The sequence below is a fragment of the Alicyclobacillus sacchari genome (genome assembly GCF_004366795.1).
GTDB classification, from domain to species: Bacteria; Bacillota; Bacilli; order Alicyclobacillales; family Alicyclobacillaceae; genus Alicyclobacillus; species Alicyclobacillus sacchari.
Genome location: NZ_SORF01000001.1, coordinates 203,059 through 223,181, shown reverse-complemented (window position 1 = coordinate 223,181; position 20,123 = coordinate 203,059). Strand labels below are relative to the sequence as shown.

At 54.4% G+C, this 20,123-nt stretch carries 16 protein-coding genes; 13 read left to right on the top strand and 3 right to left on the bottom strand.

The features are described 5' to 3' along the window. Positions 1–4: 4 nt before the first annotated feature. From C7445_RS01050 to C7445_RS01040, 3 genes are read left to right on the top strand one after another with little or no spacing between them, the layout of a single operon-like run. Complete coding sequence (locus C7445_RS01050; RefSeq protein ID WP_134158183.1) at positions 5–667, top strand: response regulator transcription factor; 663 nt, start codon at positions 5–7, stop codon at positions 665–667. Then, complete coding sequence (locus C7445_RS01045; protein WP_134158182.1) at positions 664–2,124, top strand: sensor histidine kinase; 1,461 nt, start codon at positions 664–666, stop codon at positions 2,122–2,124. Before C7445_RS01050 ends, C7445_RS01045 begins: the two co-directional genes overlap by 4 nt. Positions 2,125–2,128: 4 nt before the next feature. Beyond that, complete coding sequence (locus tag C7445_RS01040; RefSeq protein WP_243834865.1) at positions 2,129–2,932, top strand: lipoate--protein ligase family protein; 804 nt, start codon at positions 2,129–2,131, stop codon at positions 2,930–2,932. Here C7445_RS01040 and C7445_RS01035 read toward each other — a convergent pair. Continuing rightward, positions 2,889–4,184: a sensor histidine kinase gene (locus tag C7445_RS01035; RefSeq protein WP_134158181.1), complete on the bottom strand. Its 1,296-nt coding sequence runs from the start codon at positions 4,182–4,184 to the stop codon at positions 2,889–2,891. The genes C7445_RS01040 and C7445_RS01035 overlap by 44 nt on opposite strands. Before the next feature lie 30 nt (positions 4,185–4,214). Next, complete coding sequence (locus C7445_RS01030) at positions 4,215–4,904, bottom strand: response regulator transcription factor (RefSeq protein ID WP_134158180.1); 690 nt, start codon at positions 4,902–4,904, stop codon at positions 4,215–4,217. 414 nt (positions 4,905–5,318) lie between these two features. Between C7445_RS01030 and C7445_RS01025 the strand changes: the two genes are divergently transcribed. The 6 genes from C7445_RS01025 to C7445_RS01000 all read left to right on the top strand — a co-directional run bounded on the left by C7445_RS01025 (position 5,319) and on the right by C7445_RS01000 (position 13,325). Next, positions 5,319–6,287: an ABC transporter ATP-binding protein gene (locus C7445_RS01025; protein WP_134158179.1), complete on the top strand. Its 969-nt coding sequence runs from the start codon at positions 5,319–5,321 to the stop codon at positions 6,285–6,287. A gap of 16 nt (positions 6,288–6,303) precedes the next feature. After that, the gene (locus tag C7445_RS01020) at positions 6,304–7,272 is read left to right on the top strand and encodes an ABC transporter ATP-binding protein (protein WP_134158178.1); all 969 of its coding nucleotides are present in this window, start codon (positions 6,304–6,306) and stop codon (positions 7,270–7,272) included. A 102-nt stretch (positions 7,273–7,374) separates the two neighbouring features. Then, positions 7,375–9,150, top strand: coding sequence for a peptide ABC transporter substrate-binding protein (locus tag C7445_RS01015; RefSeq protein WP_134158177.1), 1,776 nt, complete (start codon positions 7,375–7,377; stop codon positions 9,148–9,150). An 82-nt stretch (positions 9,151–9,232) separates the two neighbouring features. Then, a complete protein-coding gene (locus C7445_RS01010; protein ID WP_134158176.1) occupies positions 9,233–10,120 on the top strand; it encodes an ABC transporter permease in 888 nt (295 codons plus the stop codon). Positions 10,121–10,184: 64 nt separating this feature from the next. Further along, positions 10,185–11,144 carry an ABC transporter permease gene (locus C7445_RS01005; RefSeq protein WP_134158175.1) on the top strand — a complete coding sequence of 320 codons (960 nt, stop codon included), beginning with the start codon at positions 10,185–10,187 and terminating at the stop codon, positions 11,142–11,144. Between the two features lie 414 nt (positions 11,145–11,558). After that, positions 11,559–13,325, top strand: coding sequence for a peptide ABC transporter substrate-binding protein (locus tag C7445_RS01000; RefSeq protein ID WP_134158174.1), 1,767 nt, complete (start codon positions 11,559–11,561; stop codon positions 13,323–13,325). Between the two features lie 44 nt (positions 13,326–13,369). On the opposite strand, the gene C7445_RS00995 is transcribed toward C7445_RS01000, so the two are convergent. Then, positions 13,370–13,837, bottom strand: coding sequence for a hypothetical protein (locus C7445_RS00995; RefSeq protein WP_134158173.1), 468 nt, complete (start codon positions 13,835–13,837; stop codon positions 13,370–13,372). A gap of 173 nt (positions 13,838–14,010) precedes the next feature. Between C7445_RS00995 and C7445_RS00990 the strand changes: the two genes are divergently transcribed. The 4 genes from C7445_RS00990 (at position 14,011) to C7445_RS00975 (ending at position 20,123) form a co-directional block, all read left to right on the top strand. After that, the gene (locus C7445_RS00990) at positions 14,011–15,561 is read left to right on the top strand and encodes a Na+/H+ antiporter NhaC family protein (RefSeq protein ID WP_134158172.1); all 1,551 of its coding nucleotides are present in this window, start codon (positions 14,011–14,013) and stop codon (positions 15,559–15,561) included. A 45-nt stretch (positions 15,562–15,606) separates the two neighbouring features. After that, on the top strand, positions 15,607–17,352 hold the full coding sequence (locus C7445_RS00985; RefSeq protein WP_134158171.1) for an ABC transporter ATP-binding protein: 1,746 nt from the start codon (positions 15,607–15,609) through the stop codon (positions 17,350–17,352). Beyond that, on the top strand, positions 17,349–19,142 hold the full coding sequence (locus C7445_RS00980) for an ABC transporter ATP-binding protein (RefSeq protein WP_134158170.1): 1,794 nt from the start codon (positions 17,349–17,351) through the stop codon (positions 19,140–19,142). Before C7445_RS00985 ends, C7445_RS00980 begins: the two co-directional genes overlap by 4 nt. A 108-nt stretch (positions 19,143–19,250) precedes the next feature. Beyond that, positions 19,251–20,123: a hypothetical protein gene (locus tag C7445_RS00975; protein ID WP_134158169.1), complete on the top strand. Its 873-nt coding sequence runs from the start codon at positions 19,251–19,253 to the stop codon at positions 20,121–20,123.

The following is a 20,123-nucleotide window of genomic DNA, read 5'->3' as shown; positions in this document are numbered from 1 at the left end:
GGCGATGCGCGTACTCTTGGTCGAAGACGAGCCCGGATTGATCGAATTTGTAACGCTGGAGTTGGAATTGCAAGGCGTGGAAGTCGATGTGGCGCTCGACGGGGAGGCAGGGCTTGCGCGCGCGCGCGAGCAATCCTATGACTTGTTGCTTGTCGACATTATGTTGCCCGGTATCAACGGGATCGAGTTGTGTCAAGCGGTCCGCGCGTTCTCGAATGTCCCTTTGATTATGCTGACGGCACGCGGATCGGTTGCGGATCGCGTCGAGGGGCTCAATGCCGGGGCCGACGACTACCTCGTGAAGCCGTTTGCAATTGAAGAGTTGTGGGCGCGCATGCGTGCCTTGCGACGGCGGCACGAGGCGGCGTCCACCACCTTTCGGTTTGGCGATGCCACCATCCAAATGGACCTTCATCGCGTCGTTTACCGCGGGAAGGACGTGGACTTGACCGCGCGCGAGTACGACCTGTTGGTCTATCTCTTGCGACATGTCAATCAAACCTGCTCTCGCAACGAATTGCTCGAACGAGTTTGGGGATTTCACACGCCAGGAGACACCAATGTGGTCGACGTGTACATTGGCTATTTGCGCCAAAAGCTTGATCCGGAGCGAAAGTACATCAAAACGGTGCGCGGCCAAGGTTATCGGCTTGAGGTGTACACATGAGTCGTCGTACTACGCAGTCGTCTTTGCTGCGTTGGAGCACTTGCTGGTGCGCGATCGTCTTCATCGTGTTCTCCACCGTCTTTATGGCAGCCTTCTCGACGGCCAGCCTCAACTCGTATAAGCGCGTCATGGAACTCGAGATGGCGACACTCCTCGGTCAAGGCGTCGACCAGTTGGCCACGCAGACCGTGACCACGAGTTGGGATCGATATGTGGCCGTAACGGACTCGGTGATTCGCTTGACAGATAACGGGGGAAACGTGCTGTTCCAAATCAACAGCCCGGTCTTCAACAGCGATGTTGTACAGCAAATCGCCAATCGCGTCCCTCCCCAACCACAGGGACAGGCCTTTTCCAAACTGCAATGGAGCTACCCGTACAAATGGCGCGACGCCAGCGGGTTTCATCGCGTGATCGCGCTAACCGAGGGCGTTCATTTTGAAAATGGTGCAAGCGGTGTGTTGGCGATTTATAGCCTGACAGACCCTTTGCGTCAGGATACCTTGCATATGTTGACCATCTTTGTCGTCATGGATCTGGCAGTGGTCGCTCTGTTTGCCGGTGGTATGTATGTGTTGCTGCGCAGGGGGTTTCAGCCGTTGCAACGGCTGATGGCAGGGATCCAACAAGTCGAGTGGCGGCGCGCTGGGCGCCTACGGTTTGAACAATTGCCACCAGAACTCGCATCTTTGCAACAGTCCATCAATCAACTGCTGGATCGCATTGATGACGCGGTCGACGAGCAACGCCGATTTATGGCTGATGCCTCACACGAACTGCGGACGCCCTTGGCGATTGTCGCTGGTCATGCCAATTTGCTGCGGCGCTGGGGGAGTAAGAATGCGCGCGTTTGGGAGCCAGCGGTTCGTAACATTGTACTTGAGGTCGAGCGGCTTCAGAAGTTGGTCGATCAACTTTTGACCATGTCGCGGCTCGAAGAGGAAAAGTTGCCACCGGTCACGGAAGGCATCGATCAACGCGGGCTCGAAGAGCTGTTTGTTCGTTTGAGCGAGGACGCGGCGGTTTTACGCCCAGACTTGGACATGGAGGCACACGTTCACCTGACGCCGGGCGCTCGTGTCGCGATCGAACGGGATAGACTTCGTCAGGTCTTGGTGGGACTGATCGACAACGCGATCCGCCATACCCGCGAAGGCGGCTGGCTTCTGCTTGCGGCCCGCGAGGAAGGGCCGATGGTGCGGGTGTCGGTGAGTGACAACGGCGAAGGGATTCCCGCAGATGTGTTACCGCACATCTTTGAACGGTTTTATCGCGGGGACGCGGCGCGGGCGACCGGTAAAGGCTCGGGCTTGGGACTAGCCATCAGCAAACAGCTGATTGAGGCCTATCAAGGGAAGATTTATGTTCGCAGCCGCGAAGGCCGCGGCACAACGGTCATTATTCTGTTGCCAACCTTGCGCCCAATGCACATGCGTGACGAGAGAAGCGAGGAGTGACTTCATGGGAAACACGGACTGGCGAACCTTGTTGCCGATGGAACTGGAAATTGTTGCAGACGAACTGGTTGAGTCTCCACTGAACAATATTCTTCATGACGACGAAATTGCCAAGCAGGTTGCGCAAGGCACCCGTGCAGCGACCGTTCGTGTATGGAGGCATGCGCCCGTGCAGGGATTGGTCGTCAGTCGGCGGGATATCGCCGGCGCAAACGGGGAACGCGCCATGGCCACCATGGCAGACGAAGGCTGGCCTATCTTTGTTCGATCCACTGGCGGCACTGCCGTGCCGCACGGTATCGGCATGCTCAATTTCTCTGTCATGTTTCCGCGCCAGCACGAGAAGGCCACTACAGACGCGTATTACAGGTTGCTCTGTCAGCCGCTGATAGACTGGTTTGTTCATCTTGGCCTAGCCGCCACAACAGGCGAGGTGCCAGGGAGCTACTGCGATGGTGGATACAACGTTCAGATCGATGGCAAGAAAATCGTCGGCACTGCGCAAGCATGGCGTGGCGGTTTGGCTGGAACCACATCCCGCCATCCGGGATACGTCCTTGCCCATGCTTGCATCGCCATCGATCTCGACATCACTGAGGCCATTTCCGCCATCAATCGATTCTATGGTTATACCGGGGCCGCCGTCGACGTCCAACCCGAGGCAGCAAGTACGTTGCAGGAAAGAATGCGTCGTCCCTTTGACAGTGCGCAGGCCAAGCGTTCGCTGATCGAATTTCTCGAACCGTATTTCACGGCACAGGGCATTATCGTCCGTTGCCAGACGGCTCTCGCGGATCGGCCCCTGTGAGTGTGGGCGTGCGCCTCGAATTGACGGGCAGTTCGACGCGCACGGTCGTCCCTTTGCCAAGTCCTTCGCTCCAGATGCCAATGCGTCCGCCGTGCGCCTCTGCGACCCACCTTGCGATGGACAGCCCAAGCCCTGTGCCTTTGCTCGACTGCTCGCGCGATCGCGACGGATCGACGGTGAAGAAGCGGTCGAACACCCGCTCCAAATGCTCTTTCGCAATCCCCAACCCCGTGTCGCGGACGCTGAGCGTCACATGATTGCGGCTGCGCGTCGCTGCCAATTCGATTTCGCCGCCCTCGTCGGTAAACTTGACGGCGTTGTCCAACAGAATGACGAGCAACTGATGGAGTCGATCGCGATCTCCCAAAATGACAAGCGGCTCATTTGCCTGCACAGTTAAACGAATGCCTTTCATTTCGGCAATGGTTTCGTAAAGATCTTGGATGTGCAGCAGCAGGTCGCGCAAATTGACCGGCTTGCGGTCGATGGGCATGCGTTCGGAGTCGGATCGGGCCAATGTGAGCAAATCTTGCACCAATTTGGCCAGGCGTCTGGCTTCGCCATGCGCGTTGTTGAGCCATTCCAAATTCGCCTCCACACTTTGATCCGTATGTTCCATGACGATACCCAAATTGGATTGAATGACTGCGAGCGGTGTGCGCAACTCGTGCGAGGCGTCGGCCACGAACTCCAACTGTCGCTGCCAAGCACGGCGAATCGGTTGCAGCATCCTGTCTGACAGAATAAATCCGACAAGCGCCGCGCCGAACACGCCGAAGGCACCGACGAGAATAATCACCGACTGCAACTCACTCAGCACATGAACAGTTTGCGAATCGTCGAGCAAAGTTGCCAAATACGGCGATCCGCCTCCTTGAGTCGGCAGTTGGACGTAAAATATGCGGTAATGCTCACCCTCGAACGCGTAGTTGAAAAACGCCTGATTGCTTTGGACGGCGTCGAGCCGCTGTTTGATATGGGCGGCGAGTGTTGCGTCGGGTATCGTGCTAAAGCTTCCGTTTTCGACAAGTAAAAAGTAGATTTGCGGTGAGCCGGTCGATCCGAAGCTTGGGATGCCTGTCAGCACGGCTGTGTTCATCACGCGGTAGGCAGCTTCACGCAGGCCGAAATCGACACTGCGCATGACGAAACTGCGAATGGTCGTATACACCGCGACCGAGGTGATGGTGTAGAGTACGACCAAGAGCACGACGGAGAGCATCGTCAAACGAAGACTAAGTCGCCTAAACAAAGGGCACTTCCTTTCCCATTGCGGCAGTCATCAGCGCGCATCGGAAGGATCGGGTTGAAACAGATAACCTACACCGCGCACGGTGGCGATGTACGATGCAGAACCTGGTTCGTCGATTTTCTTGCGAAGGAAATGCACGTAATTCTCCACCGCATTTCCAATCACATCGGCATCAGGTCCCCACACACGGTCGAGAATGATCTCTTTTGACAGCACTTTGTTCTGGTTGCGCATGAACAGTTCGAGCAGTTGGAACTCCTTAGCTGTCAGCGCCAATGCTTCCCCATTGCGAGTTACCGTACGGGTGCTAAAATCAAGGCGAAACGGACCTGCCTCGATCGCATCCGAGCCGCTGAATTGACCGGTACGGCGAGAAAGCGCGCGAACGCGGGCGAGCAGTTCTTTGTTGTCGAACGGTTTGACCAGATAATCGTCGGCACCCGCATCGAGTCCAGTCACCCGGTCCTCGACTGTGTCTTTCGCGGTCAGGAGCAGGACGGGGGTTTGTACTCCGTTTTCGCGCATGCCGCGAAGAATGTCGATACCGCTCATCTTTGGCAGCATGATGTCGAGAATGACAATGTCGTAACTGTCGGTGAGTGCCAAGTCATATCCTGATTCGCCATCGTGCACAGCGTCCACGGCGTACTGGTTTTCTTTAAGTAATTGTTTGAGTGCGGACGCAAGCCGCGCTTCATCTTCAACGAGCAAGATGCGCATGAGTACCCTCCTGTCGCCATATGCAGGCGATGGTCGTTCATGATGTTTATTGTACACGCTTAGCTTGAAGGACGCTCGAAGCCAGGATGAACATGGTCTACGCACCTGGTTGGTATCGTCAAGGTATGTAAGATTTACTGCCGTAACGTGTGAAACTAAGAGAATTCTTAGCTTCCTTCGGACCTGTGCAAAAAGGGCGTCAATGCGCGATTTTTGTCCATATTCGCTGGAAAATCGTGATTCGCGTGGATTTCACTCGCCTTTACAAGCTCTTGTGCCGCCGCTAAAATTTGCGCTATACCAACGAATCTTCAATCAATTTTTCGGAATCTGACGTGCAATTGCGACGTTTCTTCATACGGACTCCGAAACTTGACATGACATTGCCGGAAGAGAGATGGGAGGGGCATGACAATGGCGGAACCGCTCCTCGCGATTCGCGATTTAAAAACGTATTTCGTAAGCAAACACGCAGAGGTGCGCGCCGTCGACGGGATCGACATCGACGTCCAGAAGGGACAGATCGTCTGCATCGTCGGCGAGTCGGGCTGCGGCAAGAGCATGACATCACTCTCTATCATGCGCCTTGTGCCGAAGCCACGCGGCAAGATTGTTAACGGCGAGATCTTATTCAACGGAAAGGATCTTTTGAAGCTTAGCGATCGTCAGATGTCCGATATGCGTGGCAGTGAAATCTCGATGATTTTCCAGGAGCCGATGACCGCACTCAATCCCGTCCTCACGATTGGGACGCAGATCAGCGAGATTTTGGTGCGTCACCGCGGGATGAACAAACGCCAGGCTTTGGACAAGGCTGTCGAAATGCTGAAATTTGTCGGCGTGCCGCGAGCTAATGAGATTATTCACGAGTTCCCGCATCAGTTGTCGGGTGGTTTGCGCCAGCGTGTGATGATTGCGATGGCCATGATCTGTGAGCCAAAGCTCCTGATCGCGGACGAACCAACTACGGCGCTCGATGTGACCATTCAGGCACAGGTGCTTGAACTCATGAAAAAAATGCGTGACGAGACCGGTACGGCCATCATCATGATCACACACGATCTCGGCGTCGTCGCTGATATGGCGGATCACGTCGTCGTCATGTATGCCGGTCAGGTGGTTGAAAGTGTCGCTGCCGATACGGTGTTCGAACAGCCGAAGCATCCCTACACGCGGGCATTGATGGACTCCATTCCATCGCTCGAAGAGGACAAAGATGTCCTGTATTCGATTCCGGGCACGGTTCCAAGTGCGGCGAACTTCCCGAAGGGTTGCCGGTTCGCGGAGCGCTGTCCATTGGCGCAGCCGTCGTGCTTCGACAAGGCACCAGAGTTGCGCGAAGTGGCACCGGGCCACCTGGTTCGTTGCGATCTCGTTTCATGAAGAAAGGAGGGGTACCATGAGCCAGTATGTGTTGGAAGTGAAAGATTTAAAAAAGTACTTTCCAATCCGCTCAGGCGTTTTTAAGCGAACAGTGGGCCACGTGCGAGCGGTGGACGGGGTCTCCTTCGACGTCAAGCCTGGCGAAACGCTCGGGATCGTCGGTGAATCCGGTTGCGGCAAGTCGACGACGGGACGCATGATCATGCGGCTGACGACGCCAACTGACGGCAAGATTTTGATCGACGGGAAGGACATCACGCATGCGAAGGGCGCGGCGTTGCGCGAGAGCCGTCGGCATGCGCAAATGGTCTTTCAGGACCCGTACGCTTCACTCAATCCGAAGATGAGCGTCGGTGAGAGCATTGCTGAGCCGCTTATCGTCAACAAGGTGCTGTCGCGCGACGACGCGTTTGAACGTGCTGCGCAGCTCCTTGACACGGTCGGTCTAAGGCGGACGGACATCACGCGTTTTCCGCACGAGTTTTCGGGTGGGCAACGCCAGCGCATCGGGATCGCTCGGGCGCTTGCCCTGAATCCAAAGCTCATCGTCGCTGACGAGGCCGTTTCAGCTCTCGACGTGTCGATTCAGTCGCAGATTTTGAATCTGCTCATGGATTTGAAGCACGAATTCAATCTCGCTTACCTATTTATTTCGCACAACTTGGCGGTCGTGCGGCACATCAGTGATCGCGTCGGCGTGATGTACCTCGGCCACATGGTCGAAAACGGGCCAAAGTCTTCGCTTTACGCCGATCCGCTGCACCCGTATACACAAGCGCTGCTGTCGGCTGCCCCAGAGCCGCGGCGCGTGAAACGACGCGAGCGCATCATTTTGCAAGGGGACGTACCGAGCCCGGCGAATCCGCCGACCGGCTGTCCGTTCCACACGCGTTGTCCGCGCGTGATGGACGTGTGTCGCTCGCAAATGCCCAAACCTGTTATGGTACATCCCGAACATTGGGTAGCTTGTCACTTGCATGGCTGAGGCAATGTCTTGCGAATGCTAATTCGTAGTTGCCAGTGCATGAACAGGTTCAAATTTTGGGATCATACATGGTAAGGGTTTGACATCAGAGGGGGAACTTCAGTGAAGAAACAGAACGTTGCTGCGCTATTAGGTTTATCAACCGCACTGTCTGTTGGTGCACTCACAGGGTGCGGCGCGGCCGCGAACAACTCGTCTCCCGTTGCCCCAGCAACCGGGAACGGAGCAGGCAATACAACGACCGGATCGGCCAACGTCCAAAAGGGTGGGACCCTGGTGGTCGCATTGCCGCCGTCGACCAACATCACGTGGTATTTGCCCATTGAGAATGCAGGTAACGCCAGCATCTACAATGCTCAGCTTGTTACACAGATGTATCCGAACGTGATCTACATCAATAACCAATATCAAGTTGATTACAACAACAGCTTTGCCGACAAGATCACGTACAATCCCGCAGGAACCGTGTACACCATTTCCCTGAAAAAGAACTGGAAGTGGTCCGATGGTAAGCCGGTGACTGCAAATGATGTTGTCTGGGACTACAATTTGATCAAGGCAACGGATAGCAAGAGTGCGCCGGCGCCTTGGCCGAATTATAACGCCGGATCGGGCGGTGTGCCGTCCAATGTGAAGAGTGTCGTGGCGACGAATCCATATACCGTTACCATTACGCTCAATAAGCCTGTGAACCAGCAATGGTTTATCTACAATGGCATTGGCCAATTGACGGCTCTGCCTGAGCACGCTTGGAATAAGTATCCGAACGACATCAATCAAGAGATTGCCTACCTGGGCAGACAAGCGACAAATCCGTCGTTTTTCACGGTTGTCGATGGTCCGTTCAAACTTGTGAGTGCCAAGAGCAGTCAATCTTGGACTCTTGTGCCGAATCCGACCTTCGGCGGTCACAAGAGTACGCTCGACAAGTTGATCTTCCAGTATGAAGCATCTTCGGATGCAGAGTTCTCCGCGCTGAAGACAGGCAATGTCAATTTGGGTTATTTGGATCTTTCCCAATACGGTTCAAAGGCTGCCTTGACATCAGCGGGTGATGTGATTACTCCTGCGTATAATTTCGGATATTACTTCATCGAGTTGAACCAGCAAAAGGGATCGCCGATGTACGCTGCGTTCAGCGATGTGAAGGTCCGTCAAGCGCTGGAGTACGCGATTGATCAAAATACCATCAATAATGAGATTTACCATGGCTATGCACCGGCGCAGTATGGTCCGATTCCGGCGACGCCGAAGACCGTGTTCTTGGATCCGAAGCTGGCTAAGCCGTTGTTCCCGTTTAATTTGAATAAGGCGAAGCAATTGCTCGAGTCCGATGGTTGGAAGCTGCAAAACGGCGTCATGACGAAGAATGGTCAGGCATTGGAATTTGAGCTGATGTATCCGACAGGCGGAGAGTCCACGACGCAAATGATGGAGCTGATCCAACAAGATTGGAAGCAAATTGGCGTTGTGGTTACATTGAAGCCTGTACAACTGGCTGAGGAATTTGGCATCATGAATAACAGCAGCCAACCCGGCAAGTGGGCTGCAGCAGCTGGTACCGGCATTACCTATGGCGGATCGTACCCATCCGGTGAACAGTTGTTTGAGCCAGGCGGCCTTGACAACTTCGGATACAATGATCCGACGCTTGACAAGTTGATTGCAAAGACGACCGAACCAGCGGCTTCGCAGGCAGCGTCGCAACAGGCATTCTTCGCGTATGAAGAGTACGTTTCCAAACAGGTGCCGGTGTTGTGGAACAACGCCGTGGCAAGCCTGTCGGTGGCGGCGCCCAATGTGCACAATGCGACGCCGGAATATCTCAATCCGACGACTGAGTACCCTTTGCTTAACTATATTTGGATGTCGAAGTGATAACCGCGTCTGAGACAGGACGCAACATGACGATGGCGATCCGCAGTGAGGCGGATCGCCGAATGAGGAAGGAGGGGCAGCCGTGGTAACACAAACCGAGGTGAACAAAGCCTCTGTCGCACCCAAGGCGGAATCAAACCGTTGGCGTGCATGGAAGCGGTTCTGGCGCTACCCAATGAGTGCGATCGGTCTCATCGGTATTGTGCTTTTGTTCGCATTCTCGTTCATTGGGCCAATGATTTACCATGTGGATCCACTGCACGGCGACTTTACAGCCTTGTTGCAACCGCCAAGTTGGGCTCACCCATTAGGTACGGACGACGCTGGTCACGACGTGCTGGCACGAATGATGGTTGGCGGACAGGCATCGCTCGAAGTCGGCTTCTTATCTGCCTTTGTGGCGATGGCGTTTGGTACCCTATACGGGATGGTCAGCGGACTTGTCGGCGGTTGGATTGACATGGTACTGATGCGGATTGTCGATATTCTACTGTCAATCCCAAGTATCTTCATCCTGCTCTTTTTGAACGCGACGTTCAAACCGAACGTAGGACTGATGATTTTTGTCCTCGCGGCGACCAGTTGGCTCGGGGTCAGCCGTATTGTCCGCGGCGAAGTGCTCAAGATCAAAAATGAAACGTACGTCGAAGCGGCTTTACTCTCAGGTGTGCGCACCTGGCGTTTAATGTTGAAGTATTTGGTGCCCAACTTCATTGGCACCGTTTTGGTCACCACGACTTTTGCAGTTGCTGACTCCATTCTGAACATTGCGGGTCTATCATTCTTAGGACTAGGTTTGCCACCACCGGCTCCGAACTGGGGTGCAGATTTGTCGGCGTCCATGAACTACATCTTCCAAAACGCCTGGTGGCTCACATATCCGCCTGGAATTCTGATTCTCATTGCGGAACTTTGCGTGAACTTTGTCGGTGATGGTCTCCGCCACGCGTTGGATACGCGTACCGATTGAACGTAAATTTGCCTGGCCGAGCCATGTGCATATGGCCAGGCTCGAAGAATCGAGGTGAATCGCGTTGCTGAGTTATATTGTCCGCCGTATTATGGAGGCCATTCCGGCGTTGCTGGGTATCTCCATTATCTCATTTATCTTGCTTCACATCGTACCAGGCGATCCGGTGCGTATCATGCTGGGTCAGCACTATACGGCGCAGCGCGCGGCCGCACTGTCCGCATCGCTCGGCCTGAATAAGCCGCTTTACATGCAATATTTAATTTGGCTTGGCAATATCGTTCGCGGGAATCTGGGTTATTCATACAATTACAGTCAACCGGTTACTTCGCTCATTGTGCATGCTTTGCCAACCACGCTGTCATTGGTGCTTATTTCCACGATTTTCGCACAGTTATTTGCGATGGCCATCGGTACGATTCAAGCGTATTTTGAGAACTCGATTGCTGATCACATTGTCTCGGTTCTCAATTATTTCTTCTACTCGATGCCTTCGTTCTGGCTTGGCATTCTGCTCGTCATCTTCTTTGCCATTGAATTGCACTGGTTCCCTTCAGGCGGCGTGGTGAATCCGCAGGACCCAAATCCTGGTTTCGCGGACTGGTTGCATCACCTCGTGTTGCCTGCGGCAACCTTGACGCTGATTACCTTGGCAGGGTATTCGCGCTACATGCGATCATCTGTTCGTGAAACGCTGCTTTTGGACTATGTCCGCACTGCTCGGGCGAAGGGTTTGCGGGAGTCGCAAGTGATGTTCCGTCACGTGTTGCGCAACTCCATTTTGCCGCAGATCACACTGTTTGGCCTTTCGTTTCCGGGGCTGTTCGCTGGTGCGCTCTTCATTGAGGAGATTTTCAACTATCCAGGTATGGGCTTGTTATACTGGAACGCTACGGGAACCCTTGACTATCCTGTACTGCTCGGTGTGACCATGTTCTTGGGCGTTCTCACGATTGTGGGTAATTTGTTGGCGGATATTTTGTATAGCTTGGTCGATCCGCGCATCAGCTTTGACAACATGTAAATACATTCTCACAAAGCAAGTCACATCTTTGGCGAATGGACAGGGTGCATCGTGTCCGTTCGCCGTTTTTTTGTTGGGCTTGTTATCTAATCTCCCAGATGGAAATTCCACTGTATAGGGTAAGAGAATTCTTAAAGTTCCGTTTACGTTTGCCCCAATCGCAAAAAAAAGCCGCCAAATCGGTATTTGACGGCGTGTTGGCGCAATCTTGACCGCTTGCAGCGGGATGTGAACATCTTTACAAACTTATCAAAGATACGTATGATTTCGATATACAAGAAATAATCAGTGAATTCGAACGGTTCAGCCGTGAGGTGTACCGTTACCCAGAATGGAGGGGATAGGGAACCAATCGATTCAGACGTGTTGCACGCTTTACTTTTCGGTATAGAAACATCAAGGGGGTAGCAGAGAATGAAAAGGCGTCGTCTTGTAGGGGTATTTGGGATGTCAGCCGTTATGGCCGCTGGTGTTGTCGCTGGTTGCGCGTCTGTACCTGCCCATAGCAGTTCATCGGCAAACGCTTCAGGTTCGGTCGGTGCTGCTGCCGCGGTTGCACCGCAAAAGGGTGGTACGCTTGTTTATGCATTGCCGCCTGCGACCAACATTACGTGGTACTTGCCGATTGAAAACTCGCAAAATGCAAGTCTGTATAATGCCCAACTGTTCACACAAATGTATCCGGGTGTCATTTATATCGATGACCAATATGGGATCGACTACGCGGACAGTTTTGCCAATCAAATCACGTATAACGCCACGGGTACCGTATTTACCATTCAACTGAAGCAAAATTGGAAGTGGTCTGACGGACAACCGGTTACGGCTCAGGATGTGGTTTGGGATTACAAGTTGATCCAGGCAACCGACAATCCGAAAGCGCCTGCCCCGTGGCCCAATTACAACGCTGGATCCGGTGGTGTACCCGATAATGTAAAAAGTGTCGTCGCTACAGGCAAATACACAGTCACCATCACGCTGAAAAAGCCGGTGAACCAGCAATGGTTCATTTACAATGGTATCGGTCAATTGACCCCGTTGCCAGAGCATGCGTGGAACAAGTATCCATCTAACATGAATCAAGAAATCACCTACCTAGGAAAAGAGGCGACCAACCCGACATTCTTTAAGGTTGTCGATGGGCCGTTCCAGCTTCAAAGTGCGAAAAGCAGCCAAGCTTGGGTGCTTGTTCCGAACCCGACATTCGGCGGACACAAGAGCACCTTGGACAAAGTGATTTTCCAGTATGAAGCATCGGCTGACTCTGAATTTTCGGCATTGAAAACGGGTGCCATCAATCTTGGTTACTTGGATCCCGCACAGTGGGGGTCGCGCCAGGCTTTGACGTCGGTGGGCGACTCCATCGTTCCTGGCTACAACTTTGGATACTACTTTGTTGAGTTGAATCAGCTGAAGGGTTCGCCGTTATACTCAGCATTCACCGATCTGAAAGTGCGGCAGGCCCTTGAATACGCCATTGACCAGAACACGATTGACAAGGAGATTTACCACGGTTACGCTCCGCCGCAGTACGGGCCGATTCCAGCGACGCCAAAGACCGTGTTCTTGGATCCCAAACTGCAAAAGCCGTTGTTCCCGTTCAGTTTAAGCAAGGCGAAGCAGTTGCTGGAGTCTGACGGATGGACCCTGCAGAATGGAGTCATGACGAAAAACGGTCAAAAGCTCGAGTTTGATCTGATGTATCCGTCAGGTTCCCCATCGACCACGCAGATGGTGGAGCTCATTCAGCAGGACTGGAAGAGCATTGGTGTGATTGCGAATCTCAAGCCTGAAGAATTCGCGCAAGAAATTGGCATCATGAGCAACTCGAAGCAACCGGGTAATTGGGCTGCCGCGGCAGGCACGGGTATCACCTATGGCGGATCGTATCCCTCGGGAGAACAGTTGTTTGAACCAGGTGGCTTGGACAACTTTGGGTATGACAATCCGACTCTTGATCGATTGATTCAGAAGACGAATGAGCCTGCTGCGTCCGCGGCACAGTCACAGCAAAACTTCTTCAAGTACGAGGAATTCGTGTCAGAACAGGTTCCGGTCTTGTGGAACAACACCTGGGCTTCTCTAGGTGTTGTGGCCCCGAATGTACACAACGCCACTTCGCAGTACATGAATCCGACGACCGGATATCCGCTCCTCAACTACATCTGGATTTCGAAATAATCGATCCAACGGCGTGCGCAGGTCCCATGCGGCCTGCGCCTCTGTTATGTTTGCTCGAATTCCTCTGGCAGTTCAGCCAACAATTCATGCTTTCGACCCCGAATGCACCGATAGGAGACGCTGAGCGCGCGGCGCTCGCCGTGTTGGTGCTCCATCCGACGAGCCTTGTGATCTTCGTCCATCGAAATTTGGACAACTTTTTGTTCGTTTGGCGCCAGATGTAGCCCTGTCACGCGAGTGCCGCTGACGATGGGCGGTATGGCCGTGAATCCGCCGTCGCTTTGGATAGTGAGCTTGAGCTCCAAGGCAGGTCCCGTTCCGTAGTTTTTCATGGCTATCTCCCATACTCCAGAAGCCGTCTGTGCGATATCATCAATGGCTACAATAGGATAGAACGTCTCTTGGTTTGCGCGGTGAATCTGGTACCACGACGTCACCGCAATGGCAAGTGTCCCGGCCGACGACAAAACGCTCGCGAGTTCCACAATGTCGAGCGATAGGGGCCACGCCATGTAACCGCCCCCTTTGTGACCTCTTCCAGCTGCAACACGAACCGACCCTCCATGGACTCGTCCAGCAGTATTCCACATCCTTTCAGGATTGAATCGCCTCGTCATCTTCGCATGAGACCCATTTCCCTTGCGCACGTTAACGCTTGGAAGTGCCAAGGGGGAGTTGTCAAACGATGCACGGTTCTGTCCTATCACTGGTTCCGTTTTTGGTCGTCATTCCGATCGCGCTCTTGACCAAGCAGGTCATCCTCGGCCTCGCCCTGGGCCTATTCGCAGGGGCGTACATGATGCATCCGCAACCGGTTGCCGGACTGTCTTCAGCCCTCACGTATTTGGGCAATGAAATGGCTGTACCAGGCAACGTAAGCCTTATGTTGTTCCTGTACTTGTTTGGTTCCTTCGTCGGCTTACTTCGCGTCAGTGGCGGTGTGAAGGGCTTTGCCAATTGGATGGAACAACGCATTCACTCGCCGCGTGGGGCGTTTGCATTTACGTGGCTGTCGAGCCTGTTTACATTCATGGCACCGGATTTTCGGATTATGACCATCGCACCCATCGTCAGCCGCGCCTTTCAGCGCTTCGGCGTTCGCCCAGAGCGGGTGGCATTCGCTATCGACGTCACCTCGACGCCTCTGTGTGCCTTGGTTCCGCTTGGTACGGCATTCGTCGCATATATGGTAGGCCTCATGCATACGTCAGCCGATCACGCCGCTGCGGCCGTGTCACCGTATCGTCTGTTTCTCGAAAGCATACCGTTCAACTTTTTCGCCTGGGCTATGCTCGCTGTCGGATTCGGCCTGACCTTCTTCCGACACGCGCGTACGACAGCGCCGACTCACCACTCTGTCGACGTCCCACGCGACGCTTCCGGTTGGAAGCACTCAGCTGGAGTTCGTAGCCACGCGTTTGCCGTCGAAACAGGCGTGATCGGGATGCCGGCAGACGGGGCGGTGCAACGCCCCCTGCGTCGGACCCAGTCAAATGGCCCTGAGGAATCGGTTCCCGATCCGGTGGAAGTATTGGCGGAGCGTGCGCGTCCCAGTCAAATCCATCTCATTTTACCGCTCATGCTGCTGCTGGGCGCCACGGTCATGTTCACTTACCTTTCAGGCCGTTCACCAGGCGCGTCTCTTTTGACGGCATTTGCCAAAGCTAATGCGGCGCGCGCGATGTTGGAGGCGTTGGTGATCACCGTTATCGCCATGTTCGTCCTCTATAGTGTTCGGCGATTGCCTCTCCAACGGCTGATGGTCGGTTTTTTGCAAGGCGGAAACGAGATGATGCCGGTGATTGTGCTCCTCGTTCTCATCTGGGCCGTCTCCGCGGTCGCCGCCGATCTCGGTTTCTCAGCGTTTTGCCAGCGCGAAATTGTCCGCTATGTTCCGGCACATCTCATCGTACCTGCCTTGTTCCTGTTTGGCTGCGCCATTTCCTACGTGCTTGGCAGTTCATTTGGCACCTGGGGCATGCTGATGCCGCTCGCCTTTTCACTCGCGGCAGGCGGCGCCGAGAGTCTGCCAGTCGTCGCCGGCGCCGTGTTTGCAAGCGGCACCTTCGGCGGCTTCGCATCGCCCCTTAGCGACAACACGATCGCGATGGCAACCGTGATGAAATTACCTGTCATGCAGTACGCCAATTACAAGCTCAAAAGTGCGGCCGCAACTGCAGTCGTGTGCGCGTTCGGATATTGGATCGCGGCCGCTTGCTTGCCGGTCGGGCACTGAGGTAAGGTAAGAGAGTTGACGCGTTTGCAATGGAAGGTGGTTGCCATGAGCCCCCAGTCGCTTTTACGGGATTATCTCTTACGCCATAAATGGGGTTACGTCGGTTCGACATTGTCCATCATTGTGTCCGAATTTATTTTCGTTCAATTTCCGCATATTCTCGGCCGCTTTACCGACGCCATTGCCAAGCATCGGTTAAGCGGCCGTGGTGTTTTGGTGTACGCCTTGCTCTTGCTCATTGTCGGTTGTGTTTATGTCCTGTTCTATGGTATCGGACAGTCGCAAAATGGACGAGCGGCGCGCGGGTTTGAGTACCTCCTGCGATTGCGTTTATTCGAGCACTGGGAGATTTTATCCACCGAATATTTCCGAAAACGAAGTATTGGCGATTTGCTCAATCATGCGATGAACGATGTCCGCCAGGTTCGTGAAGCGCTATCGGGTGGCTTCAACATCTTAACGAACTCCATTTTCCTGATGATCGCGACATTGATCATGACGTTTAGCACTGTCAGCTGGAAATTGACGTTGGCCAGCATGGTTCCACTCATCGCAATTCCATTTTTCATCGTCTGGATTGGCCCCCAGGTCAGAGTGTCGTCACGGCGTGTGCAAGAAGCTCTGTCTGCCATGTCGGAATTCGCGGAAGAGAGTTTTTCTTCGATCCGCCTCGTCAAAGCGACTGCCAATGAGCCGATTGAGGCAAACCGCTTTCGGGATCGTGTACATGACATCGTCGCTGAGCAGATGTCGCTTGTTCGGAAGACTGCGGCATTCCAGGCCGTGATTCCGACGACGAGTTCCGTTGCCTTCGGCATTGCCTTGCTCTATGGCGGTTGGCTCACGGTGACCCATGCCATTCAGCTCGGCGCTTTTGTGGCGTTTACGCTGTACCTTGGGCAGTTGGTCGTGCCCTTGCAACAGATTGGACAGGTGATTAATCAGTTTCAACGAGCTTCTGCGTCGCTCACGCGTTTGCAGGTACTTCTGGATGAACGGCCGAGCATTGCGGACCCCGAACATCCCGTGGAATTGCCGGTTATCCAAGGGGACATTCGGATTGATCTTGCGCTCTTCACGTATCCAGACGGCAACGAGCCCGTTCTGCGCGACATCCAACTGCATCTGAAATCAGGTCAGACGCTTGGTATCGTGGGGCGCACCGGCAGCGGTAAGACGACACTCGTCAATCTATTGCCGCGGATGTTCGATCCGCCAGCAAATTCCGTGTTCCTCGACGGTTGCGACATACGGCAATTGCGTTTGCAGCAACTGCGGGAGGCTATCGCGTACGTGCCACAGGACGGCTTCTTGTTTTCGACGACGATTCGCGACAACATCTCGTTTGGGCGTTCGGATGCGACGCAAAGCGAGATCGAACGTGCGGCCCAGGCCGCTTGTATTTACGACGACATCGTTCGTTTCCCGGACGGTTTCGACACCATCATCGGTGAGCGCGGCGTCACGTTGTCGGGAGGTCAACGTCAGCGCACCGCAATCGCACGCGCATGGCTGAAGGACGCGCCCATTCTGATTCTTGACGACAGCTTATCTGCCGTCGATATGGACACCGAAAAGCGCATCCTGCGCGCTTTACAAGGCGTGCGCCAAAATCGGACAACCATTGTCATTGCACACCGTTTGTCGGCTGTGCGTAGCGCAGATTGGATCATTGTGCTTGAAGAAGGTAGGATTGCCGAGCAAGGCACGCATGAACAACTGCTTGCACTTGGGGGTATCTACGCGCAGACGTACGCATTGCAGGAAGAAGGGGAGGCGATCCGGTCGTGAACGAGCGTGCCAACCAACTTACGCCAAAACAAAAGCCTGGGATTGCGTCTCTTCGTCGCTTGCTTCCTTTTGCACGCCCTTTCCTGTGGCAATTCGTGCTGGTCATTGCCTTGGTCATTGTGTTCAACGCCTCGAGCGTATTACAGCCGTACCTCGTAAAGATCGCCATCGACAGCGATATCGCGAGTGCGCATCCGAATGGACACGCTCTCTTGGTGATTGCACTGGTTTATATCGGTGTCGTGATCGCCGGGGTTGCGGCAAACTACTTTCAAGTCACGCTGTTGCAGCGCGCGGGTCAGAGCGTCATTCAAAATATTCGGCTGTCGCTGTTTGAACACATTGAACGTCAAGCCATGCGCTTTTTTGACTCGCGGGCGATTGGCACGCTTGTTACGAATGTTTCGAGCGATACCGAAACTGTCAGTCAGTTTTTTACGAATTTCTTCTTGAGCTTGATTCGCGACGGACTGTCCATTTTGATGATTTTGTTCGCCATGTTTCGCCTGAATGCCCGGATTGCATGCTATTCGATGGTGTTGATCCCCATCATCTTTGCCGTCGCAATCGCGTTTCGCGGCAGATTGCGCAGGCGATATCAACAAACGCGATCGCTGTTGTCGGCGATGATCGCATTTTTGGCGGAGAACCTGGCGGGGATGCGGATTACACAAATGTTCCATCAGGAGGCGCGCCAACGGCGGGCCCTTCAGGAACTGGACGAACGGCATCGCGATGCCAATGTGCGCGAATACACCACATCGGTGTGGTTCAATCGCACATTTGAGCTGCTGGGAAATGTGGCCGTGAGTGCTGTCGCCTTTGTTGGCGGAGAAGCCGTGTTGCACCGGGCGATCGCCTTCGGTACGCTGTACGCGTTTATTCGCTACATCCAGCAGTTTTTTCAACCCATTAACGCCATGACGCAACAGTGGAATACCTTGCAGTCGGCGATGGTGGCGGCAGATCGAATTGGGCAGGTGCTACGCATCGAGCCAGAGATTGTGGATGCCGAGCACCCGGTTCGGATCGATCCGAAACAGGTTGTGGGGCGCATTGAATTCCGGGACGTCACGTTTGGGTATCAGCCTGAGCGGCCGGTGTTGCGCGACATCTCCTTTGTCGTCGAGCCTGGACAGTTGATTGGCGTCGTAGGCCCGACCGGTGCTGGGAAAAGCTCGCTGATGAGTCTGCTCACGCGTTTTTACGAACCGCAGGCGGGTACCATTGAAATTGATGGCGTGCCGATCGCTGCCATGCGTCAGCGCGATGTACACGCGATGGTGGGGATTGTGCAACAGGATGTCAGCCTGTTTACCGGTACGGTGCGGGACAATATTCGTCTGTTTCGCCCTGAGATCAGCGATGAAGAAGTCGAGCGGGCTGCGCGGGCGGTGGGGGCGGATAGCGTGATCGCGCGATTGCCGGAAGGGTACGATACGTTTCTGTATGGCAAAGGGGCCAATCTGTCGATGGGCGAGCGGCAATTGATTTCATTCGCCCGCATCGTGGCCTTAAATCCGCGCATTCTTATCCTGGATGAGGCAACGGCAAGTCTCGACAGCCAGACGGAGCGGCTCGTGCAACGGGGGTTGGGGGCGGTTACAGAAGGAAGGACAACGCTTGTGATTGCGCATCGCCTGTCGACCATTCGGCATGCCGATGCCATTCTGGTGCTCGAGCATGGGCGGATCGTCGAAATGGGGACGCACGAGGCCTTGCTACGACAAGCGGGACTATACGCGCGATTGCATGCGCAGAGCGGGATCGAATCGAGCTTCTCCGTGTAATCTCACCGTCAGTTTGGCGCGCGGGGTTCCCATGGTGTGCTATGATGATAGGGACGCTTCCACGGTTTGCGCCGGTTGCGATTCCACAGCCTCGCAGGAGGAATCGGTTTGCCTTCTCATACATCGTTTACACTCCGCGATGTGTTCCAGGTGTCGCTCGCGGTCTATCGCCGCCGGTTTCGCACGATGATGGCGGCCTCAGTGCTCGTCTTACTACCATTCCAAATCTTAAATGCCTATGTGCAAGTTCGCTTTTTGAGTGACGTGAGTACCACCGATTCGACGAATTGGATTGTGCGTTTGCAGTCTGCCCGCACCATTGGACAAATGGTGCATGCAATTCCCGCGGCTTACGTGACGTGGATCCCGCTATTGACACTCGTCTACGTGCTGCTCGTCTTTCCGCTCATGCTCGCGATGGTGAGTCGCGTCGTCGTTGGCATGATTGCAAGGGGGATGGATGTGCCCACGGCAGATGCGGGCAATGACGCCTTTCGCAGGCTGCCGCTTGGCGTTCTGACGATTGTGATGACCATTGTCCTGTACGCCGTCGGCAGCGGTGTTTGGACGTTTGGCGTCAGCCTTCTGGCCTCGGTCGTCGCGAGTATATCCCAGGTTCTGGCGTACGTCCTAACTGTACTGGGCAGCCTGGCGTACATGGTTGCGAGCCTATGGTTCTTCCTGCATGTTTTGTTCTTGCCAGTCGTTGTGGCGGAGGAAGGCGTGGGTTTCTTCCGGGCCATTCGCCGTTGTTTTATCATCGCCCGGGGAGATCTGGGGCGTCTGGTTGGCTTTTTTGTCCTGCTGTTCGTCATTTGCTCCATCGCTCAAGGCGTGCTGACCCTCTTTGGGGATTTATTGTTTCCCACGAGCGGAGGTTCCTTGCTGGTCTCGCTGCTCGTTTCGTTGTTGACGACACCGTTTGTCTACGTCGCGATTTCCGTCATGTATCTCGACATGAGAACGCGAAAGCACATATGA

Coding starts and splice junctions, on each gene's coding strand:
- C7445_RS01025 (WP_134158179.1), top strand. CDS start 5,319: ATGGCGGAACCGCTCCTCGCGATTCGCGATTTAAAAACGTATTTCGTA.
- C7445_RS00990 (WP_134158172.1), top strand. CDS start 14,011: ATGCACGGTTCTGTCCTATCACTGGTTCCGTTTTTGGTCGTCATTCCG.
- C7445_RS01040 (WP_243834865.1), top strand. CDS start 2,129: ATGGGAAACACGGACTGGCGAACCTTGTTGCCGATGGAACTGGAAATT.
- C7445_RS01050 (WP_134158183.1), top strand. CDS start 5: ATGCGCGTACTCTTGGTCGAAGACGAGCCCGGATTGATCGAATTTGTA.
- C7445_RS00995 (WP_134158173.1), bottom strand. CDS start 13,837: ATGGCGTGGCCCCTATCGCTCGACATTGTGGAACTCGCGAGCGTTTTG.
- C7445_RS00985 (WP_134158171.1), top strand. CDS start 15,607: ATGAGCCCCCAGTCGCTTTTACGGGATTATCTCTTACGCCATAAATGG.
- C7445_RS01000 (WP_134158174.1), top strand. CDS start 11,559: ATGAAAAGGCGTCGTCTTGTAGGGGTATTTGGGATGTCAGCCGTTATG.
- C7445_RS01030 (WP_134158180.1), bottom strand. CDS start 4,904: ATGCGCATCTTGCTCGTTGAAGATGAAGCGCGGCTTGCGTCCGCACTC.
- C7445_RS01020 (WP_134158178.1), top strand. CDS start 6,304: ATGAGCCAGTATGTGTTGGAAGTGAAAGATTTAAAAAAGTACTTTCCA.
- C7445_RS01045 (WP_134158182.1), top strand. CDS start 664: ATGAGTCGTCGTACTACGCAGTCGTCTTTGCTGCGTTGGAGCACTTGC.